Raw genomic sequence first — 23,935 nt, forward strand, 5'->3', positions numbered from 1 at the left:
CACGCCTCCCCCGCCGCCGCCGCGTCCACTGCTGCTGAGAATCGCCAGCAGGATCGCGCCCACCGGCAGGCCCATACGGTTGCACAGCCACAACACGCCAATCAGCAGGATAACCAGGCCGATGGAAAACCCGGGATTATCCTTGGCAAAATTGGCATCCGCCACATGGGCCGGTACCGCCAATGGCTCACCGCCCACCACCTGGATCATCGCGGCCACACCGTCGCTGATGCCCTGGCTGAAATTGCCGGTTTTGAATTTGGGGGTGATCACCTGGTTGATGATCACCCAGGACTGCGCATCGGTCAGCACGCCTTCCAGGCCGTAACCGACTTCGATGCGCAATTTGCGCTCATCGCGGGCGACGATCAACAGCGCGCCGTTGTCCTTGCCCTTCTGGCCAATGCCCCAGTGGCGCCCCAGTTGATAACCGAAGTCTTCAATAGGCACGCCTTGCAGGTCAGGCACGGTGACCACCACGATCTGGTCGCCGGCGGTTTGCTCCAGCGCCTGCAATTGCTGGGACAACTGCGCGCGCACTGCCGGGTCGATCATCTGGGCGTTATCGACCACCCGTCCGGTCAACTCCGGGAAGGTCAGCGCTGCCTGGGCCACGCCCACGCAGGCCAGCAGCCACAGCGCCAGCCCTATCCGTAATAAGCGCATCGGCTTACTTGAACTTCACTTGCGGTGCTTTATCGGCATCGGCACTGGTGGCTTCAAACGTTTGGCGGATCGGCAAGTCGCTGTACATCACGCTGTGCCACAGACGACCTGGGAAGGTGCGGATCTCGGTGTTGTAGGCCTGCACGGCCTGGATGAAATCACGACGGGCCACGGCGATACGGTTTTCGGTGCCTTCAAGCTGGGATTGCAGGGCCAGGAAGTTCTGGTTGGCCTTAAGGTCCGGGTAGCGCTCGGACACCACCATCAAGCGGCTAAGCGCGCCGCTCAAACCGTCCTGGGCTTGCTGGAACTGTTTGAGTTTCTCGGGATTGTCGAGGGTGCTGGCGTCGACCTGGATCGAGGTGGCCTTGGCCCGCGCTTCGATCACGGCGGTGAGGGTGTCTTGTTCATGGGCAGCGTAGCCTTTGACCACTTCCACCAGGTTAGGAATCAGGTCGGCGCGGCGTTGGTATTGGTTCTGCACCTGGCCCCACGCGGCTTTGGCCTGTTCGTCCAGGGTGGGAATGGTGTTGATGCCGCAACCGCTCAGCACCGTGCTGATCAATAGCAAAGCTGCGGCTTTGAAGCCCCAGCGGTAACTTTGTGCTGCTTGCATGGTGTCTCTCCTGAGCAATCTTGATGGAATTTGACGACTGACCCTATAAACCGCGCGCTTGGGGCATAATCCGCTCCCACTACTGGATTGCATCGAATCATTCAGCTAAAAAGATGCCCAGCGCAAATAAGAGTTCAGAAGTGTGGTGCATTTTCTGCAATAACACTCGAACAACAACATATGTTCCCCACATTTTGGCAGAACAGCGCATGTTTGCTGTGCAGTGAGCCGAAAAAGGATATTCATGAAGAAGCTGTGTTTGCTCGGCCTTGTTGCCACGCTGGCCACCCACCCCGTCTGGGCAGAAACAAAGCCTGCTGCGCTTAAAGACAAGGACGCCTTCGTCAGCGACCTGCTCAAGCAGATGACCCTCGATGAGAAGATCGGCCAATTGCGCCTGATCAGCATCGGCCCCGAAATGCCCCGCGAGCTGATCCGCAAGGAAATCGCCGCCGGCCGCATCGGTGGCACGTTCAACTCCATCACCCGCCCGGAAAACCGTCCGATGCAGGACGCGGCCATGCGCAGCCGCTTGAAGATCCCGATGTTCTTCGCCTATGACGTGATCCACGGCCACCGCACCATCTTCCCGATCAGCCTGGCCCTGGCCTCCAGCTGGGACATGGACGCCATCGGCCGCTCAGGGCGCATCGCTGCACAGGAAGCCGCCGCTGACAGCCTCGACATCACCTTCGCGCCGATGGTCGACATTTCCCGCGACCCACGCTGGGGTCGTACCTCCGAAGGTTTCGGCGAAGATACCTACCTGGTGTCGCGAATCGCCGAAGTCATGGTCCGGGCCTTCCAGGGCGCCAGCCCCGCAAATGCCGACAGCATCATGGCCAGCGTCAAGCACTTCGCCCTGTACGGCGCGGTGGAAGGCGGCCGCGACTACAACGTGGTCGATATGAGCCCGGTCAAGATGTACCAGGACTACCTCCCGCCGTACCACGCGGCGATCAAGGCCGGCTCCGGCGGCGTGATGGTGGCGCTCAACTCGATCAACGGCGTGCCCGCCACCGCCAACACCTGGCTGATGAACGACCTGCTGCGCAAGGACTGGGGCTTCAAAGGCTTGGCCGTCAGCGACCATGGCGCGATCTTCGAACTGATCAAGCACGGCGTGGCTAAGGACGGGCGTGAAGCCGCGAAGCTCGCGATCAAGGCCGGCATCGACATGAGCATGAACGACTCGCTGTACGGCAAGGAATTGCCTGGGCTGCTCAAGTCCGGTGAGATCGATCAGAGCGACATCGACAACGCCGTGCGCGAAGTGCTCGGCGCCAAATACGACATGGGCCTGTTCAAGGACCCGTACCTGCGCATCGGCAAGGCCGAGGATGACCCGGCAGACACCTATGCCGACAGCCGCCTGCACCGCGCCGAGGCCCGCGATATCGCGCGCCGCAGCCTGGTATTGCTGAAAAACCAGAACAACACCCTGCCACTGAAAAAATCCGCGACCATCGCGCTCGTGGGCCCACTGGCCAAGGCGCCGATCGACATGATGGGCAGCTGGGCCGCTGCCGGTAAGCCGGAACAATCGGTGACCCTGCTCGACGGTTTGAATGCGGTCATCGGCGAGAAAGGCAAGATCATCTACGCCCGTGGCGCCAACATCACCAACGACAAGGCCGTGGTGGACTATCTCAACTTCCTCAACTTCGATGCCCCGGAAGTAGTGGATGACAAGCGCGCACCGCAGGTGCTGATCGATGAGGCCGTCAAAGCGGCCAAGGATGCCGACGTGATCGTCGCGGCCGTGGGTGAGTCCCGTGGCATGTCCCACGAATCGTCGAGCCGCACCGACCTGAACATCCCGCAAAGCCAGCGCGACCTGATCAAGGCGCTCAAGGCCACCGGCAAGCCGCTGGTGCTGGTGCTGATGAATGGCCGCCCGCTGTCGATCCTGGAAGAGAACCAACAGGCCGACGCGATCCTGGAAACCTGGTTCGCCGGCACCGAAGGCGGCAACGCCATCGCCGACGTGCTGTTCGGTGACTACAACCCGTCGGGCAAGCTGCCGATTACGTTCCCACGCTCCGTGGGCCAGATTCCGACCTACTACAACCACCTGACCATCGGCCGGCCGTTTACCCCAGGCAAACCGGGCAACTACACCTCGCAGTACTTCGATGACACCACCGGGCCGCTGTTCCCGTTTGGTTATGGCCTGAGCTACACCACGTTCAGCCTGTCGGATATGGCGCTGTCGTCCACCACCCTGAACAAGACCGGCAAGCTCGACGCCAGCGTCACGGTGCAGAACACCGGCAAGGTCGACGGCGAAACCGTGGTGCAGATGTATATCCAGGACGTCGCGGGTTCAATGATCCGTCCGATCAAAGAACTGAAGAACTTCCAGAAAATCATGCTCAAGGCTGGTGAAGAGCGCACCTTGCACTTCACCATCACCGAGGAAGACTTGAAGTTCTACAACACCCAGCTCAAGTACGCGGCGGAACCCGGCGAGTTCAATGTACAGATCGGCCTGGACTCCCGGGATGTGCAGCAGCAGACGTTCGAACTGCTCTAACGCCTGACGCGGTCAAACAATATGGGAGGGGGCTTGCCCCCGATTGCGGTGTACCAGCCAGCAGATCTGTAGCTGAGTCATCGCTATCGGGGGCAAGCCCCCTCCCACATTTGATCTCAGTGTTCTTGCTAGCCGCGTCGGTCCAGCACGTTCACCACCAACCGATCAATCCACCCCCACACCCGCTGCTTCACCCGCCGCCACAACGGTCGCGCCTTCCACGCCTCCAGGCTCACCGCCTGACTCTGGGCAAAATCCCGTTCGAAACTGCCTTCGACCGCCAGCGTCAATTCCGGGTCCAACGCTTCAAGGTTGGCTTCCAGATTGAAGCGCAGATTCCAGTGGTCGAAGTTGCACGAGCCGATGCTGACCCAATCGTCCACCAGCACCATTTTCAGGTGCAAAAAGCACGGCTGGTATTCAAAGATCTGCACGCCCGAGCGTAATAAGCGTGGGTAATAACGATGCCCGGCGTAACGCACCGACGGGTGATCAGTACGCGGGCCGGTGAGCAGCAAACGCACATCTACCCCACGCCCTGCCGCCCGGCGCAAGGCACGGCGCACGCCCCATGTGGGCAAGAAATACGGCGTGGCCAGCCAGATTCGTGTCTTGCTGCTGTTGAGCGCGCGGATCAGCGATTGCAGGATGTCGCGGTGCTGACGGGCGTCCGCATACGCGACGCGGCCCAGTCCCTGGCCGGTCGCTGGTACTTTGGGCAGGCGCGGCAAGCCGAAATGGGTGGCCGGTTTCCACTCCCGGCGCGCCACGTTGGCGTGCCATTGGCGATCGAACAGCGCCTGCCAATCCAGCACCAGCGGGCCGCTGATCTGCACCATCACTTCGTGCCATTCGGCGGTGTCTTCGCCCGGCGTCCAGAATTCATCGGTGACGCCTGTGCCGCCGACCACGGCGATATTCTGGTCGATAAGCAGCAGCTTGCGGTGGTCGCGGTACAGGTTGCGCATCCAACGGCGCCAGCTGAGGCGATTGTAGAAACGCAGCACCACACCGGCATCGGTCAAACGCTTACGCAGTCCCAGAGTGAACGCGAGACTGCCGTAGTCATCGAACAGGCAACGCACCAGCACGCCACGTTCGGCGGCGAGCACCAAAGCCTGCACCAGCGCTTCGGCGCACGCGCCCGCCTCCACCAAGTACAACTCAAGATCCACATGGCGCTCAGCGCGGGCAATGCCCACGAGCATTTGTGGAAAGAAATTCGGTCCGTCGATCAACAACTCGAAACGGTTGGCGCTGCGCCACGGGAACACCGCGCCGCTCACGTCAGCGCGCCGTAAAAATCAGCACCGCACCCACCGGCACCGACAAGCTGATCGACTTGAGCCCCGCCGCTTCACGCAATGCCGCCACACCCGGTGCCAGGTCGAAGTCCTCGGCGTGCAACACCACAGGTTCCAGGGTCACCACCTGGAAACGCCGGTCATCCAGGCGCGTGGCCAGGAGTTCTGCGCTGTAGGTCTGGGTTTTGCCGTGCAAGGTGACGTTCAGCGGCAGGCGCAATTCCAGTTGCGCGCCGGGGGCCAGGTCATTGATCGGTTGCAGGTTGATCTGTGCACTGATCAGCGCATCAGGAAAAGTCTTGATCTCGAAAAGCTGATTGCGCATGCGCTCGTCACGCAGCGGGATGCTGCTGTTGACCGACTCCAGCTCCACTTCCAATTGCGCCGCGCCCTTGCTGTCCACCTTACCGTGCAGCACCAGGAAGCGATGGACTTCAGCGATCTCGGTGTTTTTGGTGGTGACGAACGACAGGCGCGAGGACTCGTTGTCCAGGTACCAATCGGCGTGGGCGGGTACGGCGGCAGCGACCAGCAGGGCAAAGGCCAGGGGTTTGATAACAGACGCGTTGAACATTAAGGACTCGTGGGGAAAAAACCTGCACGAACCTTAAGCGCAATGTCACAAGCGGCGCAAATCCAATGTGGAGGCGGGGCGGGTCAAGGACTCAGGCGACAGCCCTGGCGGTCGCCGAACCAGCGTGCACGGTGCGTACGCCCCAACCCGCTCGCCGTCACTTCACTGCGCTCCGGGTTATCACTGAACGCACTGGTGGGCACGTACTGCTTCACATATCCCCGGCAATAATCGGCTGGATTGTTCGCCACATACCGGCACGAGCAATACTCCTTGGCGGTATACGCCGCAATGATGTCGGGGAAGGCTTGCAGGTTAACGCGCTCGTGCCAGATCCAACCCAGCAGGCCCAGGACCAACAGTAAAAAGACACTGGTAAACGGCCGACGACGGATCATGGTTGCACCGCCGCAAGCACGCGTTTGAGCAGTTCGTTGTGGCGGTAGCTGCCGTCGCGATCGTCGCCGTAACGCACGATCACCAGGTGTTCGGTGGGCATCACGTACAGCGCCTGGCCCCAATGGCCGAGGGCGGCGAAGGTGTCGGCGGGGGCGTCGGGCCAGGGTCGCGGGGTGCCCTGGTTCAGCCACCAATGACCGCCAGGGACGGCTTCGTCCTGGCCGGCCTTGTAGTTGTCGAAGGGCTGGCGGTTGAAAGCCACCCAGTCTTCAGGCAGCAATTGTTGCTCGCCCCAGCGACCGTCCCGCGCCATCAGCAAACCGACGCGGGCCAAATCGCGCGCGGTCAGGTAGGCATAGGACGAGGCGACGAAGGTTTCATCGGCATCGGTTTCCCACGTGGCGTTGCGAATGCCCAGCGGCTTGAACAGCGCATCCCACGGGTAACTCATATAAGCCTTGTGACCCAGCATGCCTTTGAGCGCGGCGGACAAAATATTGCTGTCGCCGCTGGAATAGCGGAAGACCTGGCCCGGTGCACTGAAGGATTCGGTATTGGCGGCGAACTCAGCCATATCGGCACGGCCACGGGTATAGAGCATCGCCACCACCGAGGATTTCAGCGGGGCGTATTCGTAGTCTTCCTGCCAGTCCAGGCCCGAGGCCCAGTGCAGCAGGTCGGCCATGGTCACCGTGGGATGTTGCTTCATCGGCGGGTAGAAGCGCGCCACCGGGTCAGTCAGTTTGAAGCGGTTATCGCCATAGGCGACGCCCAGAACGGTGGCCATCAGGCTCTTGCTGATGGACCAGGTCAGGTGCGGCGTGTCGGCGGTGGTGGGCGCGGCGTAGCGTTCATAGATGATCTGGCCGTCGCGGATTACCAGCAGCGCATCGGTGCGAACGCCTTGGCGAGTGGCATCGTCACGCGGCGGGAACGCGTAGGCATCCAGTGCTTGGGTGGCGGGCCCGGCGAGCGGCGTGCCCTTGGCCCAGTCCTTGTCGGGCCAGGTGTCGGCGCGGGCGGTAACGGTGGCAAACAGCAGGGCAACGCACAGCAGGCCTCTGACCATGGACACAGACTCAAGGGGGCATTCAAGCCCGCGAGCCTAGCCGAGGGTGATGACAGATTTGCGACAAAGGGGCTGTCATCCAAGCGTCACCATAACTTCATGGAGATGACACCGAGCCTACATAGCCTGAGTTTGGACAAACAAGTCGACCGGCCGGAACGTGGCTGGCACTCGGAGATTCGCCATGACTCAGATCGCCCGCATCAGCGACACCGGCAATGAACGCCGTCTGCAAGCCGAACGCCTGGTTGGCGCACAAGCGTTGCAGGAAGCCCAGGCCCTGCGGTTCAACGTATTCAGCGGCGAGTTCAACGCCAAGCTGAAAGGCGCGGAACTGGGTCTGGACATGGATGACTATGATGTTCACTGCAGCCACATCGGCGTGCGGGATTTGAACAGCGGACGACTCGTCGCCACCACCCGTTTGCTCGACCACCAGGCTGCCAGCACCTTGGGCCGGTTCTACAGCGAAGAAGAATTCAGCCTGCACGGCTTGCTGCACCTGCAAGGCCCAATCCTGGAAATCGGCCGCACCTGCGTCGACCCGGCCTACCGTAACGGAGGCACCATCGCTGTGCTGTGGGGCGAGTTGGCTGAAGTCCTCAACCAAGGCGGCTATAGCTATTTGATGGGCTGCGCGAGCATCCCGATGCACGACGGCGGCATCCAGGCCCACGCAATCATGCAGCGCCTGCGCGAACGCTACCTGTGCAACGAACACCTGCGCGCCGAACCGAAAAAACCGCTGCCGGCGCTAGACCTGCCGACCAACGTAATCGCGGAGATGCCTCCGCTGCTCAAGGCCTACATGCGCCTGGGCGCAAAGATCTGCGGCGAGCCGTGCTGGGATGAAGATTTCCAGGTGGCCGACGTGTTCATCCTGCTCAAGCGCGATGAGTTGTGCCCGCGTTATGCGCGCCACTTCAAGGCGGCCATGTGATGAGCCGCCTGCGCGTGTACGGGCGCATTGCCCGCGTGCTGGTGGTCGTGGCGCTGGGTTTAAGCATGGCCAGTGTGTTTGGTGTGTTCGAGCGCTTGGGAATCGCCAACTCCATGGTGCGGCGCCAGCGTTGGTCGCGATTCTTTATGGCGCGGCTGACCAACGCCCTGCCCTTTCGCGTGACCGTGCACGGTGAGTTGCCGACGCAGCCGATGCTGTGGGTGAGCAATCACGTGTCCTGGACCGATATTCCGTTGCTGGGCGCGGTGGCGCCGATGTCGTTCCTGTCCAAGGCGGAAGTGCGCACTTGGCCGGTGGCGGGATGGTTGGCAGCCAAGGCCGGTAGCCTGTTTATCCGTCGTGGTTCGGGCGACAGCCAGTTGATCCGCAAGCAGATGACCCGTCACCTGGAACAACGGCATCCATTGCTGATGTTCCCCGAAGGCACCACCACCGACGGGCGCAGCCTGCGTACCTTCCACGGACGCTTGCTGGCCAGTGCGATTGATGCGGACGTGGCGCTTCAACCGGTGGCGATTCGTTATCTGCGCGATGGGCAAGTGGACCCATTGGCACCGTTTATTGGCGATGATGATTTGCTGTCGCACCTGATGCGCTTGTTCGGCAATGATCAGGGCGATGTGGAAATCCATGTGCTCAAGCCGATTGCCTGCGCCGGGCAGGAACGCGCGGCGCTGGCGCATCAGGCGCAGCAGGCGGTGCAGAGGGCGTTGTTTGGGCCGGTGCCGGAGACTGAACAAGTAGCGACGCGACCAGCCTTTGCCGCGTGATATGAGCCAGACACTGTTCCAAATGTGGGAGGGGGCTTGCTCCCGATAGCAGTGGATCAGCCAGCATCAGTGGTGGCTGGCACACCGTAATCGGGAGCAAGCCCCTTCCCACATTTAACTTTGTGTTGTCAGGTGGTTATGCGCGAAGGCTTGCAGTTCGGGGTAGAAGATCCGGAAGTCTTCACTCAACGGCTCATACAACTCACGCAATTCCTGCATCGCAAACCCTAATTCCTGGGGTTGTGTCAGCCGTCGCGAAATCCCCCGCAACACCTGCTCCATCACCGCAAACTCGCGGTACGAACCCAACCAATCATCCGCCGCCATATACGGCGCAATCTGCGCCAAGCGCCCCGGTAACTGCGGTTCGGCCGCCAGCACGCGGTACACCTGCGAAGTGAAGTGCTCCAAGGGTTGGTCGGCATACAGAGCCCAGTCCCGCGCCAGGCAGTGATCGAAAAACACGTCGAGGACGATTCCCGCATAACGCCTGCGGGTGAGGCTGAAACGCGACAACGCCTCTCCCACCCGCGGGTGACTGTCGGTGAAGCGGTCGATGGAGCGATGCAGCTGGATCGCCGTTTCGATGGGCGGGCTGAACTGGCCCTGCAGGCGACCTTTGACGAAATCGCCATAGAGGCTGCCCAGCAGTTGTGCAGGAAGTTGGCCGCCCAGGTGCAGATGTGCGAGATAATTCATGGCGCGCAGTCTAGCACTGCCGTCAACGTATCGTTATAACCCGATATACCGATTTGGGCTGAGTTAAGACCAAGATCATATTGGTATATCGAGATATAACGATTTAAGGTTCGCCTCATCGCGATATAACGCTTTACGACACTGAGCACCTGCCATGTCCATCGACCTCGACGAAATAATAAAAGCCCTGGCGCACCCAGTACGACGAGACATCCTCACCTGGCTCAAAGACCCGAAAGTGCAATTCCCCGAGCAACTGCACAACCACGAATACGGCATCTGTGCCGGGCAGATCGACCAACGCTGCGGCCTGTCCCAGTCGACCGTGTCGGCCCACCTGGCCACCTTGCAACGGGCGGGTTTGATCAGCAGCCAGAAGGCCGGGCAGTGGCACTTCTTCAAACGCAACGAGGAAACCATCCAGGCCTTCCTTGCGGCGCTCACCACAGAACTCAGCGCTGACGACAACGCAGCGCTGTAACAAGGAAACCCAAATGCCCCTCTCGCTACTCATACTGGCCCTGAGCGCCTTCGCCATCGGCACCACCGAGTTCGTCATCATGGGCCTGTTGCCCGATGTGGCGGCAGACCTCGGCGTGTCGATCCCCGGCGCCGGCTGGCTGGTCACCGGTTATGCCTTGGGCGTGGCCATTGGCGCGCCCTTCATGGCACTGGCCACCGCCAAGCTGCCGCGCAAGGCCGCGCTGGTAGCGTTGATGGGCATCTTTATTGTCGGCAACCTGCTCTGCGCCCTGGCCAGCGACTACAACGTGCTGATGTTTGCCCGCGTGGTTACCGCGCTATGCCATGGCGCGTTCTTCGGGATCGGCTCGGTGGTGGCGGCCAACCTGGTGCCAGCCAACAAACGCGCTTCGGCCGTGGCATTGATGTTCACTGGTTTGACCCTCGCCAACGTACTCGGCGTGCCGCTGGGCACCGCGCTGGGCCAGGAAGCCGGCTGGCGCTCGACCTTCTGGGCGGTGACGGTGATTGGTGTGGTGGCGTTGATCGGCCTGATCCGCTTCCTGCCAGCCAAGCGTGACGAAGAAAAACTCGACATGCGCGCCGAACTGGCCGCCCTCAAAGGTGCCGGCATCTGGTTGTCGCTGAGCATGACTGCGCTGTTCGCAGCATCGATGTTCACCCTCTTCACCTATGTTGCGCCGCTGCTCGGCGATGTCACCGGCGTGACACCCAAAGGCGTGACCTGGACCCTGCTGTTGATCGGCCTGGGCCTCACCGTGGGCAACATCATCGGCGGCAAACTGGCCGACAAACGCCTGGCCGCAACCTTGATCGGCGTGTTTATCAGCATGGCGGTGGTATCCACCGCACTGACCTGGACCAGCGTCGCGGTGATCCCGACTGAAATCACGCTGTTCCTGTGGGCCACCGCGTCGTTTGCCGCAGTCCCTGCGCTGCAGATCAACGTGGTGACCTTCGGCAAGGCCGCACCGAACCTGGTGTCCACCCTGAACATCGGCGCCTTCAACATCGGCAACGCCCTCGGCGCCTGGGTCGGCGGCAGCGTGATCGCCCACGGCTTCGGCCTGACCAGCGTGCCTCTGGCGGCAGCGGCCCTGGCGATCCTGGCGCTGCTGGTAACCCTGATTACTTTCCGTCAGGGCGGCGATGCCGACCTGGCCCCTGCGACCAACTGATCAACTTCAAAGAGAAGGGTGTTTTCCCATGACGACTATTTTCGATCCGATCACACTGGGCGACCTGGAACTGTCGAACCGCATCATCATGGCGCCGCTGACCCGCTGCCGCGCTGATGAAGGCCGCGTACCCAACGCACTGATGGCTGAGTACTACGTGCAGCGTGCGTCCGCAGGGCTGATCCTCAGTGAAGCCACCTCCGTGACCCCGCTGGGCGTGGGCTACCCGGACACCCCAGGCATCTGGTCCAACGACCAAGTGCGCGGCTGGGCCAACGTGACCAAGGCGATTCACGGCGCGGGCGGCAAGATCTTCCTGCAACTGTGGCATGTGGGTCGTATCTCCCATGAGTCGTACCTGAACGGCGAAACCCCGGTGGCGCCGAGTGCGATCCAGCCAAAAGGCCACGTCAGCCTGATTCGCCCACTGGCCGACTACCCTACCCCGCGCGCCCTGGAAACAGCTGAAATCGCCGACATCATCGACGCCTACCGCACCGGTGCCGAAAACGCCAAGGCCGCTGGTTTTGACGGCGTGGAAATCCACGGCGCCAACGGCTACCTGCTCGACCAGTTCCTGCAAAGCAGCACCAACCAGCGCACCGATAACTACGGCGGCTCCCTGGAAAACCGTGCGCGCCTGCTGCTGGAAGTGACCGACGCAGCCATCGAAGTCTGGGGCGCCGGGCGTGTGGGTGTGCATTTGGCACCGCGTGCCGACTCCCACGACATGGGCGACGATAACCTCGCGGAAACCTTCACCTACGTCGCCAGCGAACTGGGCAAACGTGGCATCGCCTTCATCTGCTCCCGTGAAAAAGAAGGCGCGGACAGCCTCGGCCCACAGCTGAAAAAAGCGTTCGGCGGCGTATACATCGCCAACGAACGCTTTACCAAAGACAGCGCCAATGCCTGGCTGGCCGAGGGCAAAGCGGATGCGGTGGCTTGGGGCGTACCATTCATTGCCAACCCGGATCTGCCAGCACGTCTGAAGGCCGATGCGCCGCTCAACGAAGCACACCCGGAAACCTTCTACGGCAAGGGCCCGGTGGGTTACATCGACTACCCGACCCTGCCGCTTTAATCGGCCGAAACTAAAACCAGATGAGAAAGGGGGCTTGCCCCCGATGGCGGTGCGTCAGTCACTGTATGTGTTGACTGAACCACTGCCATCGGGGGCAAGCCCCCTTTCACGTTGTTGGCGGCCTACAGGTTCTGGCTACATTGCTTCACAGAACCGCAACAAAATCCCTACAAAATACTTAGGCGGCTACCTATCAACCGCCCACCAGCCCGTATATAAAGTCATCCCACCAATCAGGCAGAAGGACGATTGACCGTCCTTAAGCTTTACTGTTGACACAACCTGATGCAATTACGCATTTTGTTTCAATTGCGCAGGCTCGGGCTCAGACGCAGCATGTCTAGCCCTGCATCTACCCAGCGCTCGGCTTCCTGATGTAATTGGAAGCTGTCGGGGACCAACAGCCACTGGCCAATCAGCCCGTTGATGTAGGCATGCATGCAAACGGCACCGCGGGTGGTATCGAGGTTTTCCGGAAGTTGCCCGCGATGGACCGCATTACGCAGAGTCAGGCCGATGCGCAGATTGCATTCCAGACTGTGGGTCTGGCGCTGGCGGCGCATGTCGCACATTTCATCGGTGAATTCGCACTTATGAAACAGAATCTCATTGATGCGGCGGGTTTTCGGGTCCAGGGCCACTTGATGAAACAGATGAATCAGCAGCTTGCGCATGCACCCCAGTGGATCGAGTTCGTCCTCGCTCTCACTGGCCCTGGCCAATTCGTCCAGCGGCTCATGCAAAGTGTCGAGCAGCGCCTGCAACAGGTCGGACTTGTTGCTGAAGTGCCAGTAAATCGCGCCCCGCGTCACGCCGGCCAACGCGGCGATGTCCGCCAGCGTCGTACGCGCGACGCCGCGATCGTAAAAGGCTTGCTCGGCGGCTTGAAGAATTTGGCTGCGCGTTTCCTGAGCTTCCTCTTTAGTGCGACGAACCATGGCAGTAGAACCTCAATCAGGACACTTGAGACTATCGTTAACGCAACGTTAATAGACGCGAACGATCATCTGAATATTTGTGGGACGACACCGTCATGGGTGCCGAACGTAATGGAATCGAGGCTTCGGGTGTTGCTTTGTCAACATTGCGCGAAGCCTGTCAAGAGTTTACAAACAACCATGAACGTAAGTATATTGCGTAGCAAGCTACTTATCTACTCACAGCCTGTTTTTTACCCTTCCACCCTTCTTGTGCGCACCCTGCGCGCCTGACCCGAGGATCTTCATGCAACTTAAGCCAGCTGTTACCGCTCTGGTCACTGCCGTCGCCCTGGCATCGCTGCTCAGCGGATGTAAAAAGGAAGAAGCGGCTCCGCCCGCTCAAATCCCTCAGGTCGGCGTGGTCACCCTTCAACCGCAAGCCTTTACTCTGACATCCGAGCTACCAGGCCGCACCACCGCCTACCGCATCGCGGAAGTTCGCCCTCAGGTCAACGGCATTATCCTCAAGCGTCTGTACAAAGAAGGCGCCGACGTGAAGGAAGGCCAGCAGCTGTATCAGATCGATCCGTCGGTCTATGAGGCCACCCTGAAAAGCGCACAAGCCACGCTGACCCAGACCAAGTCCATCACCGATCGCTACAAGCAGTTGGTTGATGAACAAGCCGTCAGCCGTCAGGAATACGACACCGCTGTCGCGAACCGCATGACTGCCGAAGCAAACGTTCAAACCGCCCAGATCAATGTGCGCTACACCAAGGTGTACGCGCCGATTTCCGGGCGTATCGGCCGTTCTGCCGTCACCGAAGGCGCGCTGGTCAGCAATGGCCAGGCCGATGCGATGGCCGTGATTCAGCAACTGGACCCGATCTACGTCGACGTCACACAGTCGTCGGCTGAAATGCTGAAACTGCGCCGCGACCTGGAAAGCGGCCAGCTGGAAAAAGCCGGTGCGAATGCCGCCAAGGTCAAGTTGACCCTGGAAGACGGCAGCGATTACGGCCAGGACGGCAAGCTGGAGTTCTCCGAAGTCTCGGTCGACCAGACCACCGGCTCGGTCACCCTGCGCGCCGTGTTCCCTAACCCTGACCATACCCTGCTGCCGGGCATGTTCGTACACGCCCAATTGCAAGCCGGTGTGAACAGCAAGGCCATCCTGGCACCGCAGCAAGGAGTGACCCGTGATCTCAGGGGTATTCCAACAGCGCTGATCGTCAACGCCGACAACAAGGTCGAGCAGCGTGAACTGGTGGCCAACCGCACCGCCGGCGCCTACTGGCTGGTGGAAAAAGGCCTGAACGCCGGGGACCGCCTGATCACCGAAGGGCTGCAGTACGTCAAGCCGGGCGCTGAGGTCAAGGTCAAGGACGCTGACAACGCCAAGCCCGCAGGTTCCGCTGCTGCTCCTGCTGCCGCTGCTGGCAAAGGGGAGTAATCCATGTCGAAATTTTTTATCGACCGTCCCATTTTCGCCTGGGTAATTGCCCTGGTGATCATGCTGGTCGGGGCACTTTCGATCATGAAGTTGCCCATCAACCAGTATCCGGCCATTGCGCCGACCGCCATTGATATTCAGGTGACCTACCCAGGCGCGTCCGCACAAACCGTGCAGGACACCGTGGTACAGGTCATCGAGCAACAGCTCAACGGTATCGACAACCTGCGTTATGTTTCCTCGGACAGTAACTCCGACGGCAGCATGACGATTACCGTGACGTTCAACCAGGGCACTAACCCGGACATCGCTCAGGTTCAGGTGCAGAACAAGCTGAACCTGGCGACCCCACTGCTGCCGCAAGAAGTGCAGCAGCAGGGTATCCGCGTGACCAAGTCGGTGAAGAACTTCCTGATGGTAATCGGTCTGGTGTCGGAAGACGGCAGCATGACCAAGGACGACCTCTCCAACTACATCGTCTCGAACATCCAGGACCCGATTTCACGGACCGCTGGTGTGGGTGACTTCCAGGTGTTCGGTTCGCAGTACGCCATGCGTATATGGCTTGACCCGGCAAAGCTGAACAATTACCAGCTTACGCCGGTGGATGTCAGCACGGCGATTTCCGCACAGAACGTACAGGTGGCCACCGGCCAACTGGGCGGCCTGCCTGCCCTGCCCGGCACCCAGTTGAACGCCACGATCATCGGCAAGACCCGCCTGCAGACGGCCGAGCAGTTCGGCAATATCCTGATGAAGGTCAATACCGATGGTTCACAGGTACGCCTGAAGGATGTCGCCCGTATTGAGCTGGGTGGCCAGAACTACAGCATTGCTGCGCAGTTCAACGGCAAGCCCGCTTCGGGTATGGCGATCAAGCTGGCCTCGGGCGCCAACGCGCTGGACACCGGCAAAGCCATCCGCGCCACTGTGGCGTCGCTCGAACCGTTCTTCCCGCCTGGCATGAAGGCCGTGGTGCCCTATGACACCACGCCTGTAGTGACCGAATCGATCTCCGGTGTCGTCGACACCCTGGTCGAAGCGATCGTGCTGGTGTTCCTGGTGATGTTCCTGTTCCTGCAGAACTTCCGCGCCACCATCATCACCACCATGACGGTGCCGGTGGTATTGCTGGGTACCTTCGGGATCCTGGCCGCGTTTGGCTTCACCATCAACACCCTGACCATGTTCGGCATGATCCTGGCCATCGGCTTGCTGGTGGACGATGCCATCGTGGTGGTCGAAAACGTTGAGCGGGTAATGGCCGAGGAGCACTTATCGCCGAAAGACGCGACGATCAAATCCATGGGCCAGATCCAAGGCGCCCTGGTGGGTATTGCCCTCGTACTGTCGGCGGTACTGTTGCCGATGGCGTTCTTCGGTGGTTCCACCGGTGTGATCTACAAACAGTTCTCCATCACCATTGTCTCGGCGATGGCGCTGTCGGTACTGGTTGCCCTGATCTTCACCCCGGCCTTGTGCGCCACCATGCTCAAGCCGATCGACCCCGAGAAGCACGGCCAACCCAAGCGTGGTTTCTTCGGCTGGTTCAACCGCACCTTCGACCGTGGCGTACTGAGCTACGAGCGCGGCGTGGGCAACATGATCAAGCACAAGATCCCGGCGTTCCTGGTGTACGCGCTGATCATCGCCGGCATGATCTGGCTGTTCATGCGCATCCCTGCTGCGTTCCTGCCCGATGAAGACCAGGGCGTGATCTTTGCCCAGGTGCAGACGCCAGTCGGCTCTTCGGCTGAACGGACGCAAAAAGTCATCGACGATATGCGCGCGTTCCTTCTCAACGACAAGGAAGGCGAGCCGGGCGAAGGCAAAGGCGTGAAATCGGTGTTTACCGTGAACGGCTTCAACTTCGCCGGTCGTGGCCAGAGTTCGGGCCTGGCCTTCGTGATGCTCAAACCGTGGGGCGAGCGTGATGCTTCCACCTCGGTATTCGAGATCGCCAAGCGCGCCCAGGGCTACTTCATGCAGACCTTCAAGGACGCCATGGTATTTGCCATCGTTCCGCCGTCTGTACTGGAACTGGGTAACGCCACCGGCTTCGACGTGTTCCTGCAAGACCAAGGCGGTGTCGGCCATGACAAACTGATGGCGGCACGTAACCAGTTCCTGGGTATGGCAGCACAAAGCAAGATCCTGGCAGGTGTGCGCCCTAACGGCGTGAACGATGAGCCGCAGTACGAACTCACCGTTGACGACGAGAGGGCCAGTGCCCAAGGCATCACCCTGTCGAGCATCAACCAGACCCTGGCGATTGCCTTGGGTGGTAGCTACGTCAACGACTTCATCGACCGCGGTCGGGTGAAGAAGGTTTACGTGCAAGGTGAAGCCGCCAGCCGGATGTCCCCGGAAGACCTGAACAAATGGTTCGTGCGCAGCGACTCCGGGAAGATGGTGCCGTTGTCGTCCATCGCCTCGGGCAAGTGGATCTTCGGTTCGCCAAAACTCTCGCGTTACAACGGTGTGGCGGCGATGGAAATCCTCGGTACGCCGGCACCGGGTTACAGTACCGGTGACGCCATGGCCGAAGTCGAACGCATCGCTAAGCAATTGCCAGCGGGCGTGGGCTACGCCTGGACGGGCCTGTCGTATGAAGAACGCCTCTCCGGCTCCCAGGCGCCGGCGTTGTATGCGCTGTCGCTGCTGGTGGTGTTCCTGTGCCTCGCGGCACTGTACGAAAGCTGGTCGATCCCGATCGCAGTGATCCTGGTGGTTCCGCTCGGCGTGGTGGGTGCGTTGATCGCCACCAGCATGCGCGGCTTGTCCAACGACGTGTTCTTCCAGGTGGGCTTGCTCGTGACGGTAGGTCTGGCGGCGAAGAACGCCATCCTGATCGTGGAGTTCGCCAAAGAGCTCCACGAACAAGGCAAAGGCATTGTCGAGTCCGCCATCGAAGCATCGCGTATGCGCTTGCGTCCGATCATCATGACCTCCATGGCGTTCGTCCTCGGCGTACTGCCGCTGGCGATCTCCTCGGGCGCCGGTTCAGGCAGCCAGCACGCGATCGGTACCGGCGTAATTGGCGGTATGATCACGGCCACTGTCCTGGCGATCTTCTGGGTGCCACTGTTCTTTGCAACCGTGTCCGCCGCGGGCGAGCGTAAAAAGACTGAACCTAAGCAAACTCCTAAAGAGGCTGGCCAATGAGCAAGTCGCTACTTTCCCTAGCCGTCACCGCATTCGTGCTCAGTGGCTGCTCGCTGATACCTGACTACCAGCGCCCCGAAGCGCCGGTGGCGGCACAGTTCCCGCAGGGGCCGGCGTATTCGCCGGCCCAGGCGCCGAACCAGGCCGCTGCCGAGCAGGGCTGGAGACAGTTTTTCCATGACCCTGCCCTGCAACAGCTGATCAAGACTGCGCTGGAAAACAACCGTGACCTGCGCGTTGCTGCCCTGAACATCGATGCCTATGCCGCGCAGTACCAGATCCAGCGCGCCGATCTGTTCCCGGCCGTATCGGCCACGGGCAGCGGCAGCCGTTCGCGTACGCCGGCCAAGCTGTCGCAGACCGGTGAAGCAACCATCGCCAGCCAGTACTCGGCTGGCTTGGGGATCAGTTCTTACGAGCTGGACCTGTTCGGCCGTGTCCGCAGCCTGAGTGAAGAAGCGCTGCAGAAGTACTTCGCCACCGAAGAAGCGCGGCGCAGCACCCAGATCAGCCTGGTGGCCAGTGTGGCCAATGCCTACCTGACCTGGCAGGCCGACAAGGAACTGCTCAAGCTCACCCAGGACACCCTGGGCGCGTTCGAGCAGAGCTTCAAACTGACCTCGCGAAGCAACGAAGTCGGCGTGGCCTCGGCCCTCGATCTCAGCCAGGCCCGCACGTCGGTGGAAAACGCCCGCGTGCAACTGGCGCGTTATACCCGCCAGGTGGCCCAGGACGAAAACAGCCTGACCCTGCTGCTGGGCACCGGCCTGCCGGCGAATATCGCCAGCAAGCCACTGTCGGATGACCTGCTCAGCGACGTGCCGGCCGGGTTGCCATCGGACCTGCTGCAACGTCGTCCCGACATCGTGCAGGCCGAGTACAACCTCAAGGCGGCCAACGCCAACATCGGCGCGGCCCGTGCAGCGTTCTTCCCGAGCATCACCCTGACGGCCAGTGCGGGCACCGCAAGCCCGACCCTGGGCGGTCTGTTCAAAGGCGGTTCGGGCACGTGGTCGTTTGCACCGCAGATCAACATCCCGATCTTCAACGCTGGTAGCCTGCGCGCAAGCCTGGACTACTCGAAGATCCAGAAAGAGATCAACGTGGCGAACTACGAGAAAGCCATCCAGACCGGCTTCCAAGAAGTCTCCGACGGACTCGCCGCCCGTGAGACCTACAAGCAGCAGTTGGATGCCCAACGTGGCTTCGTCGGGGCCAACCAGGATTACTACCGCCTGGCTGAGCGTCGCTACCGCATTGGTGTCGACAGCAACCTGACCTTCCTCGACGCACAACGCCAACTGTTCAGTGCCCAGCAATCGCTGATCACCGACCGCCTGGCGCAGCTGACCAGCGAGGTCAACCTGTACAAGGCCCTCGGCGGCGGCTGGAACGAGCAGACGGCGAAGAATGAGCCGTTGAAAGAAGAAGCACCGGCGTTGAAGTTGTTCTGATCACGCTGAACTAAAAAACCGCTTCCTTGCCGGGAAGCGGTTTTTTATGCCTAACGTTTCATTGAGATCTGGCGTCTGTCTCACGCGTTCGCTTCACTGACTTGAATCTGGAATACAAGGCTTTCAACCTTATATTCTGAGCCACCCGCAGTCACTGAAACCTCAAACTCACATTGACACCAGAATCCTTCTTCGGAATCGTGAGTACGCAGAACTCGAAATTCTCCGGTGGGGTCAGAAAAGCTACCTGAGAATTCAGGCCGCAATATAAAAAATGTGTCAACACTGCCTGCCTGACGCTTCCGGCCATCAATTCCGGTTATCGGATAATTGGTGTAGGCCTTCAATTCATCGCCACGAAATTCAAGCGTTGCGCGCGTGGAGCCATTTCGTGGCGTGCACTGTATGAAGAAGCTCAAGTCCGGGTATCTGACAAAGTAAATATTCCCCAAATCTATGACTTCGTATCCCCCATTCACCCTGACCGCAATCTCACAAAACGTTGGAATCGGTGCAAGCGCTGCCTCAGTGCTGCCTTTTGACGCCTTTTCAAACGTACCGCCCACCGGCGTCCCCCCTGCCGCAAAGGCTGAAAGTTCAAGAGTCTGGCAACTAACTTCCATCTCTGGTTTGCCATCGGGTTTGAAATAGATCGAAAAACGCAGACTTAGGGTTGTATTACCAACATCGCTACGCTCAATGCGCTCAACCGTCAGAAAACCCGAATAATCAGCCGGGAAATACTCAACATAGCCTTCCAGGCCAAAGCTCGCTTTGATCCCCGGTGCTTGTGGGCCGATAGGGTAGGTCTGGCCTGTTTTCAGCTCACGGGCCTCAAGGGTCAATTCGTTTTTCGAACCAGGGTTGTCCTCAAGCCCCAGGCGAATAAAGAATTGGAAGCCCTCGATATAGCTCACTTCATAGGTGTCGAAATTGATCGGGGTCGGCTCTTCGCCCTCAATAATCAAGTGGGCTTCAAATTTATCGGAAGACGTCAAATAGCTACCTATATCTGATCCAAAGCTCATGAGTTCTTCTCCTTGAGCATCTTAAAAAGCGACTGCCACCACCTTGAACATAAGCCCTTGCCCCTCGCCCTTCTACTGTCAACCCTGACAGTAGACTCCCCCAGCCATAGCTCCGAAGCTGGCGAGTTGAGCGCGCCTTGCTTTCCCGACAACCTTTCAGGCTAAAATTGGTCACAGATTCTTACAGACCACAGAGGGAGCTTGTCGTAATGATCGTAGGAATCGACCTGGGAACCACCAACAGCCTCGCGGCCGTCTGGCGTGGGGATGCCGCTGAACTGGTGCCCAATGCCCTTGGCCAGTTGTTGACCCCTAGCGTGGTCGGGCTGGATGATCAAGGCCGTGTCCTGGTAGGCCAGGCCGCCAAAGAGCGCCTGCACACCCACCCGCACCTGACGACTTCGCTGTTCAAGCGCTACATGGGCAGCGCCACTGAAGTGCGTCTGGGTGATCGCTCGTTCCGCCCCGAAGAACTCTCGGCGCTGGTACTCAAGAGCATCAAGGAAGATATCGAACGCACCTACGGCCATACCGTCACCGAAGCCGTCATCAGCGTGCCCGCCTACTTCAGCGATGGTCAGCGCAAAGCCACGCGCATCGCCGGTGAATTGGCGGGGCTCAATGTTGAAAAACTGATCAACGAACCCACCGCCGCCGCCCTCGCCTACGGCCTGCACCAGCGCGACAAAGAGACGTCATTCCTGGTCTTCGACCTAGGCGGCGGCACCTTTGACGTGTCGATCATCGAACTGTTCGACGGCGTAATGGAAGTACGTGCCAGTGCCGGTGACAACTTCCTCGGTGGCGAAGACTTCGACACCCTGCTGCTGGAACACTTCGTCGACAGCCAGCGTAATGCCGACGGTTTCCCACCCACCAACAGCGTACTGCAGGCCCTGCGCCGCGAAGCCGAACGTGTGCGCAAAGCCCTGGGCCAGGACGACAGCGCCGAGTTCGCTCTGCGGGTCGATGGCCAACAGTGGGTGCAGACCATCACTCAACAGGAAATGGCCAAGCTCTACACACCGCTGCTGGAACGCCTGCGCGCACCGATTGAACGCGCCCTGCGCGATGCACGGATTCGCGTCAGCGACCTCGATGAGATCCTGTTGGTGGGCGGTACCACGCGCATGCCGCTGGTGCGCAAACTCGCCGCCGGATTGTTCGGGCGCTTCCCGTCGATCAGCCTCGACCCCGACCAAGTGGTCGCCCACGGCGCCGCGATCCAGGCCGCGCTCAAAGCCCGTTCCGCTGCGCTTGAAGAAGTCGTTCTGACCGACGTGTGCCCCTACACCCTGGGCATCGAAACCTCGAACCAGTACGGCGGCCATATCGAAAGCGGCCATTACCTGCCGTTGATCGAACGCAACAGCAGCGTACCGGTAAGCCGGGTCAAAAGCGTGGTGACGCTGCACGACAACCAGAGCCAGGTGCTGCTGAAGATCTACCAGGGCGAAAGCCGTCTGGTGAAAGACAACATCGAACTGGGCCAACTGGACATCGCGGTACCCAAGCGCAAGGCCGGTGAAGTCTCGCTGGACGTACGCTTCACCTACGACAACAACGGCCTGCTGGAAGCCCAGGTGAGCATCCCCCTGACCGGCGAGCAGCACTCACTGGTGATCGAAAACAACCCCGGCGTGCTCAGCCCGCAGGAAATCCAGCAACGCCTGCAAGCCCTGGCGCAGCTGAAAGTTCACCCACGCGACCAGCAGGTCAACACCGTGCTCACCGCGCGCCTCGAACGGCTCTACCAGGAAAACCTCGGCGAGCTGCGTGAGCAACTCGGCCACTGGGCCGCACAGTTCCAGCAGATACTCGATACCCAGGACGAACGCCGCATCCGCGAGGCCCGCAGCGAACTGACCCGGCAACTTGAGCAGCTCGACAATGGGTTCTGGCGCTGAGGGCACACTCATGGATTGCTGGAGCGTGCTGCAACTGCCGGAAGACGCCGACGAACGTGCCATCAAGCGCAGCTATGCGCGGATGCTGAAAAGCTGTCGCCCGGATGACGATGCCAAAGGCTTCCAGCGCCTGCGCGAAGCCTATGAACAAGCGCTGAGTGAAGTACGCTGGCGGGCTGATAACGAAGAGGAAGAACACGTCCAGGCGCCCGTGGCCGAAGCGGTCTACGGAAACCTGAATGACCTGACCGAACTGATGGACCTCAGCCCCGTCAGCCCTGCGCCCTTCGAGCCACTCACAACAGCCCCAGCCCAGGCACTGCTCAATGGCCTCAACGCGCGTAACCTTGATGAACGCTGGGCCCAGGCTCAGCGACAGGGCTGCACCGATGCGTTCCAGGCCGGCCTGTTGCGCCATTGCTTCGAAGCACCGGGCGAACGCAGCGCCATCGCCGGTTGGGCCGCGCAACACCTGGAATGGCTGACCCCCTGGCAGCAGGTGGCAATGACGTCCTGGCAATACGAAACGCTGACCGGCGAGCTGCTGCAAGACTACCGCCGCACCCTGCAGGAACTGCTGGAGCAAAAGGCCGAGCGCGAATTCATCACCCAGCTCACGCAGTACAACGACCAACCCTGGCTGCAGGTGTTCGACCTGCAACAGCAGTGGCAGCGCATCGTCCTGCACCTGTTGCATGACACCCAATGGAGCGTGCCGCTGTTCGAGCGCGTGTGCCAGGCATTCGGCTGGGACGACCAGAAAGGCGTGTACCCGGAACCGGTGTGGATGTGGCGCGAATTGGTGTCGCGTTGCGAACAGGAAAGCTTCTACGCCAACCTGCAAGACAAGGCCCGGGACACGACATGGAAATCCGCCGACGCCATGGCGGCGCGCCTGTTGCTCACGCCAATGTCGGCGACGCAACAAAAACAGATGACGCAGAGCTTCGACAGTAATGCCTGGAACGCCTGCCAGCATCTGGCCGAAGTTCTGGCCTGGCGCTACCCGCAGTTGGTTGAGCGGCTTCCCCAGGCCAATGTATTTTTTTGGCGAGAATTCCTCCCCAGGCCGGTCTCCCATCGAAGCTGGATACGGGTATGGGGTGGCCTGGCGCTGGCAGCCGCCTTGGCCGTTTCCCCACATACAAAAATGGATAGGCTCAGCGACGCCGTCATTGTGGTGATACTGACCTTTGCTCCGGCCATTATCGGCATCCGTGGCACTCAGTTGTGGGCTGTCTTGACATCACACCTGATCGTCCAGGACCTGTGGCTCAGCAAGCGCCTGCTGCCTTCACGGTTCAACCCTCATCAACACTGGCTGGTGCTGCGCCACGGCATTCCTCAAGTGGGCATGCTGCTGATGTTCGGCTTACTGCTAGGCGTGATGGGCATGCTGACGTACGTGGGAATGATCGGCATACATCTGTTTCACCGCAGGCGTATCGGCAAAGTGAATGAGTATGTCGAGCACTTTTACCCTTGGGTCAGCGGCTTGCATTGGGCGCACTGGAGTCCGCTGCAGGTGGCTTTCCTGGCCGTGATGGCAGCGATCACCCTACTCTGCCAGAGGTACTTGCCAGAGATCCCGTGGACGAGCCTGCTCTACTTCCTCTGAGCCATTGAACCGACGCCTCCCTGGCAAAGGGAGGCCCGGTAACTTGCGTTC

The 23,935-nt window shown here is 60.4% G+C and carries 20 protein-coding genes; 11 read left to right on the forward strand and 9 right to left on the reverse strand.

Annotated elements, in window-relative coordinates; translation table 11 throughout:
• Nucleotides 1-666, reverse strand: a 666-nt coding sequence (locus tag G9Q84_RS28505; RefSeq protein ID WP_181644497.1) for a TPM domain-containing protein, incomplete at its 3' end; no start/stop codon positions are given.
• Between the two features lie 4 nt (nt 667-670).
• A complete protein-coding gene (locus G9Q84_RS28510) occupies nt 671-1,282 on the reverse strand; it encodes a LemA family protein (RefSeq protein ID WP_095184049.1) in 612 nt (203 codons plus the stop codon).
• A gap of 244 nt (nt 1,283-1,526) precedes the next feature.
• Between G9Q84_RS28510 and bglX the strand changes: the two genes are divergently transcribed.
• The gene (gene bglX, locus G9Q84_RS28515; protein WP_181644498.1) at nt 1,527-3,818 is read left to right on the forward strand and encodes a beta-glucosidase BglX; all 2,292 of its coding nucleotides are present in this window, start codon (nt 1,527-1,529) and stop codon (nt 3,816-3,818) included.
• Nucleotides 3,819-3,946: 128 nt separating this feature from the next.
• Here the strand turns inward: bglX and G9Q84_RS28520 are convergent, their stop codons facing one another.
• From G9Q84_RS28520 to G9Q84_RS28535, 4 genes are all read right to left on the reverse strand, one after another.
• Nucleotides 3,947-5,104, reverse strand: a complete 1,158-nt coding sequence (locus G9Q84_RS28520) for a phospholipase D-like domain-containing protein (protein ID WP_181644499.1) — start codon at nt 5,102-5,104, stop codon at nt 3,947-3,949.
• Nucleotide 5,105: 1 nt separating this feature from the next.
• Nucleotides 5,106-5,696 (reverse strand): YceI family protein, encoded by a 591-nt coding sequence (locus tag G9Q84_RS28525; RefSeq protein WP_032888323.1) that lies wholly within the window; start codon nt 5,694-5,696, stop codon nt 5,106-5,108.
• Nucleotides 5,697-5,779: 83 nt separating this feature from the next.
• A complete protein-coding gene (locus tag G9Q84_RS28530) occupies nt 5,780-6,094 on the reverse strand; it encodes an amidase (protein WP_095184047.1) in 315 nt (104 codons plus the stop codon).
• Entirely contained in the window at nt 6,091-7,164 is a 1,074-nt protein-coding gene (locus tag G9Q84_RS28535) for a serine hydrolase domain-containing protein (RefSeq protein ID WP_181644500.1), read from the reverse strand. Before G9Q84_RS28535 ends, G9Q84_RS28530 begins: the two co-directional genes overlap by 4 nt.
• A gap of 184 nt (nt 7,165-7,348) precedes the next feature.
• Between G9Q84_RS28535 and olsB the strand changes: the two genes are divergently transcribed.
• Complete coding sequence (gene olsB, locus G9Q84_RS28540; RefSeq protein ID WP_032888332.1) at nt 7,349-8,104, forward strand: L-ornithine N(alpha)-acyltransferase; 756 nt, start codon at nt 7,349-7,351, stop codon at nt 8,102-8,104.
• Complete coding sequence (locus tag G9Q84_RS28545) at nt 8,104-8,895, forward strand: lysophospholipid acyltransferase family protein (RefSeq protein WP_181644501.1); 792 nt, start codon at nt 8,104-8,106, stop codon at nt 8,893-8,895. Before olsB ends, G9Q84_RS28545 begins: the two co-directional genes overlap by 1 nt.
• Nucleotides 8,896-9,009: 114 nt before the next feature.
• On the opposite strand, the gene G9Q84_RS28550 is transcribed toward G9Q84_RS28545, so the two are convergent.
• Nucleotides 9,010-9,594, reverse strand: coding sequence for an acyl carrier protein phosphodiesterase (locus G9Q84_RS28550; RefSeq protein WP_032888337.1), 585 nt, complete (start codon nt 9,592-9,594; stop codon nt 9,010-9,012).
• A gap of 154 nt (nt 9,595-9,748) precedes the next feature.
• On the opposite strand from G9Q84_RS28550, the gene G9Q84_RS28555 reads away from it, so the two are divergent.
• The 3 genes from G9Q84_RS28555 to G9Q84_RS28565 are packed head-to-tail and all read left to right on the forward strand — an operon-like array spanning nt 9,749 to nt 12,339.
• Nucleotides 9,749-10,075, forward strand: coding sequence for an ArsR/SmtB family transcription factor (locus G9Q84_RS28555; protein WP_012722694.1), 327 nt, complete (start codon nt 9,749-9,751; stop codon nt 10,073-10,075).
• A 13-nt stretch (nt 10,076-10,088) separates the two neighbouring features.
• Complete coding sequence (locus G9Q84_RS28560) at nt 10,089-11,255, forward strand: MFS transporter (protein WP_095184044.1); 1,167 nt, start codon at nt 10,089-10,091, stop codon at nt 11,253-11,255.
• Nucleotides 11,256-11,283: 28 nt separating this feature from the next.
• Entirely contained in the window at nt 11,284-12,339 is a 1,056-nt protein-coding gene (locus tag G9Q84_RS28565) for an alkene reductase (RefSeq protein WP_181644502.1), read from the forward strand.
• Between the two features lie 305 nt (nt 12,340-12,644).
• Here G9Q84_RS28565 and G9Q84_RS28570 read toward each other — a convergent pair whose 3' ends face one another.
• Nucleotides 12,645-13,277 (reverse strand): TetR family transcriptional regulator, encoded by a 633-nt coding sequence (locus G9Q84_RS28570; protein WP_032888346.1) that lies wholly within the window; start codon nt 13,275-13,277, stop codon nt 12,645-12,647.
• Nucleotides 13,278-13,563: 286 nt separating this feature from the next.
• Between G9Q84_RS28570 and G9Q84_RS28575 the strand changes: the two genes are divergently transcribed.
• From G9Q84_RS28575 to adeC, 3 genes are read left to right on the forward strand one after another with little or no spacing between them, the layout of a single operon-like run.
• Complete coding sequence (locus G9Q84_RS28575; RefSeq protein ID WP_032888349.1) at nt 13,564-14,712, forward strand: efflux RND transporter periplasmic adaptor subunit; 1,149 nt, start codon at nt 13,564-13,566, stop codon at nt 14,710-14,712.
• 3 nt (nt 14,713-14,715) lie between these two features.
• Nucleotides 14,716-17,877: an efflux RND transporter permease subunit gene (locus tag G9Q84_RS28580; protein ID WP_032888352.1), complete on the forward strand. Its 3,162-nt coding sequence runs from the start codon at nt 14,716-14,718 to the stop codon at nt 17,875-17,877.
• Nucleotides 17,874-19,331: an AdeC/AdeK/OprM family multidrug efflux complex outer membrane factor gene (adeC, locus tag G9Q84_RS28585; protein WP_095184043.1), complete on the forward strand. Its 1,458-nt coding sequence runs from the start codon at nt 17,874-17,876 to the stop codon at nt 19,329-19,331. Before G9Q84_RS28580 ends, adeC begins: the two co-directional genes overlap by 4 nt.
• Nucleotides 19,332-19,411: 80 nt before the next feature.
• Here adeC and G9Q84_RS28590 read toward each other — a convergent pair whose 3' ends face one another.
• On the reverse strand, nt 19,412-20,359 hold the full coding sequence (locus G9Q84_RS28590; protein WP_181644503.1) for a hypothetical protein: 948 nt from the start codon (nt 20,357-20,359) through the stop codon (nt 19,412-19,414).
• 209 nt (nt 20,360-20,568) lie between these two features.
• Here G9Q84_RS28590 and G9Q84_RS28595 point away from each other — a divergent pair, with 209 nt between their 5' ends.
• Nucleotides 20,569-22,266, forward strand: a complete 1,698-nt coding sequence (locus G9Q84_RS28595; protein WP_181644504.1) for a molecular chaperone HscC — start codon at nt 20,569-20,571, stop codon at nt 22,264-22,266.
• A 10-nt stretch (nt 22,267-22,276) separates the two neighbouring features.
• Entirely contained in the window at nt 22,277-23,884 is a 1,608-nt protein-coding gene (locus tag G9Q84_RS28600) for a J domain-containing protein (RefSeq protein WP_181644505.1), read from the forward strand.
• Nucleotides 23,885-23,935: the final 51 nt, after the last annotated feature.

The organism is Pseudomonas sivasensis, assembly GCF_013778505.1.
Classification (GTDB): domain Bacteria; phylum Pseudomonadota; class Gammaproteobacteria; order Pseudomonadales; family Pseudomonadaceae; genus Aquipseudomonas; species Aquipseudomonas sivasensis.

Excerpts from the sequence above, each read along its gene's own strand:
- olsB (WP_032888332.1), top strand. The coding sequence starts at position 7,349 with ATGACTCAGATCGCCCGCATCAGCGACACCGGCAATGAACGCCGTCTG.
- G9Q84_RS28510 (WP_095184049.1), bottom strand. The coding sequence starts at position 1,282 with ATGCAAGCAGCACAAAGTTACCGCTGGGGCTTCAAAGCCGCAGCTTTG.
- adeC (WP_095184043.1), top strand. The coding sequence starts at position 17,874 with ATGAGCAAGTCGCTACTTTCCCTAGCCGTCACCGCATTCGTGCTCAGT.
- G9Q84_RS28545 (WP_181644501.1), top strand. The coding sequence starts at position 8,104 with ATGAGCCGCCTGCGCGTGTACGGGCGCATTGCCCGCGTGCTGGTGGTC.
- G9Q84_RS28570 (WP_032888346.1), bottom strand. The coding sequence starts at position 13,277 with ATGGTTCGTCGCACTAAAGAGGAAGCTCAGGAAACGCGCAGCCAAATT.
- G9Q84_RS28580 (WP_032888352.1), top strand. The coding sequence starts at position 14,716 with ATGTCGAAATTTTTTATCGACCGTCCCATTTTCGCCTGGGTAATTGCC.
- G9Q84_RS28565 (WP_181644502.1), top strand. The coding sequence starts at position 11,284 with ATGACGACTATTTTCGATCCGATCACACTGGGCGACCTGGAACTGTCG.
- G9Q84_RS28595 (WP_181644504.1), top strand. The coding sequence starts at position 20,569 with ATGATCGTAGGAATCGACCTGGGAACCACCAACAGCCTCGCGGCCGTC.
- G9Q84_RS28555 (WP_012722694.1), top strand. The coding sequence starts at position 9,749 with ATGTCCATCGACCTCGACGAAATAATAAAAGCCCTGGCGCACCCAGTA.
- G9Q84_RS28550 (WP_032888337.1), bottom strand. The coding sequence starts at position 9,594 with ATGAATTATCTCGCACATCTGCACCTGGGCGGCCAACTTCCTGCACAA.
- G9Q84_RS28535 (WP_181644500.1), bottom strand. The coding sequence starts at position 7,164 with ATGGTCAGAGGCCTGCTGTGCGTTGCCCTGCTGTTTGCCACCGTTACC.
- G9Q84_RS28590 (WP_181644503.1), bottom strand. The coding sequence starts at position 20,359 with ATGAGCTTTGGATCAGATATAGGTAGCTATTTGACGTCTTCCGATAAA.
- G9Q84_RS28525 (WP_032888323.1), bottom strand. The coding sequence starts at position 5,696 with ATGTTCAACGCGTCTGTTATCAAACCCCTGGCCTTTGCCCTGCTGGTC.
- bglX (WP_181644498.1), top strand. The coding sequence starts at position 1,527 with ATGAAGAAGCTGTGTTTGCTCGGCCTTGTTGCCACGCTGGCCACCCAC.
- G9Q84_RS28560 (WP_095184044.1), top strand. The coding sequence starts at position 10,089 with ATGCCCCTCTCGCTACTCATACTGGCCCTGAGCGCCTTCGCCATCGGC.
- G9Q84_RS28575 (WP_032888349.1), top strand. The coding sequence starts at position 13,564 with ATGCAACTTAAGCCAGCTGTTACCGCTCTGGTCACTGCCGTCGCCCTG.
- G9Q84_RS28530 (WP_095184047.1), bottom strand. The coding sequence starts at position 6,094 with ATGATCCGTCGTCGGCCGTTTACCAGTGTCTTTTTACTGTTGGTCCTG.
- G9Q84_RS28600 (WP_181644505.1), top strand. The coding sequence starts at position 22,277 with ATGGATTGCTGGAGCGTGCTGCAACTGCCGGAAGACGCCGACGAACGT.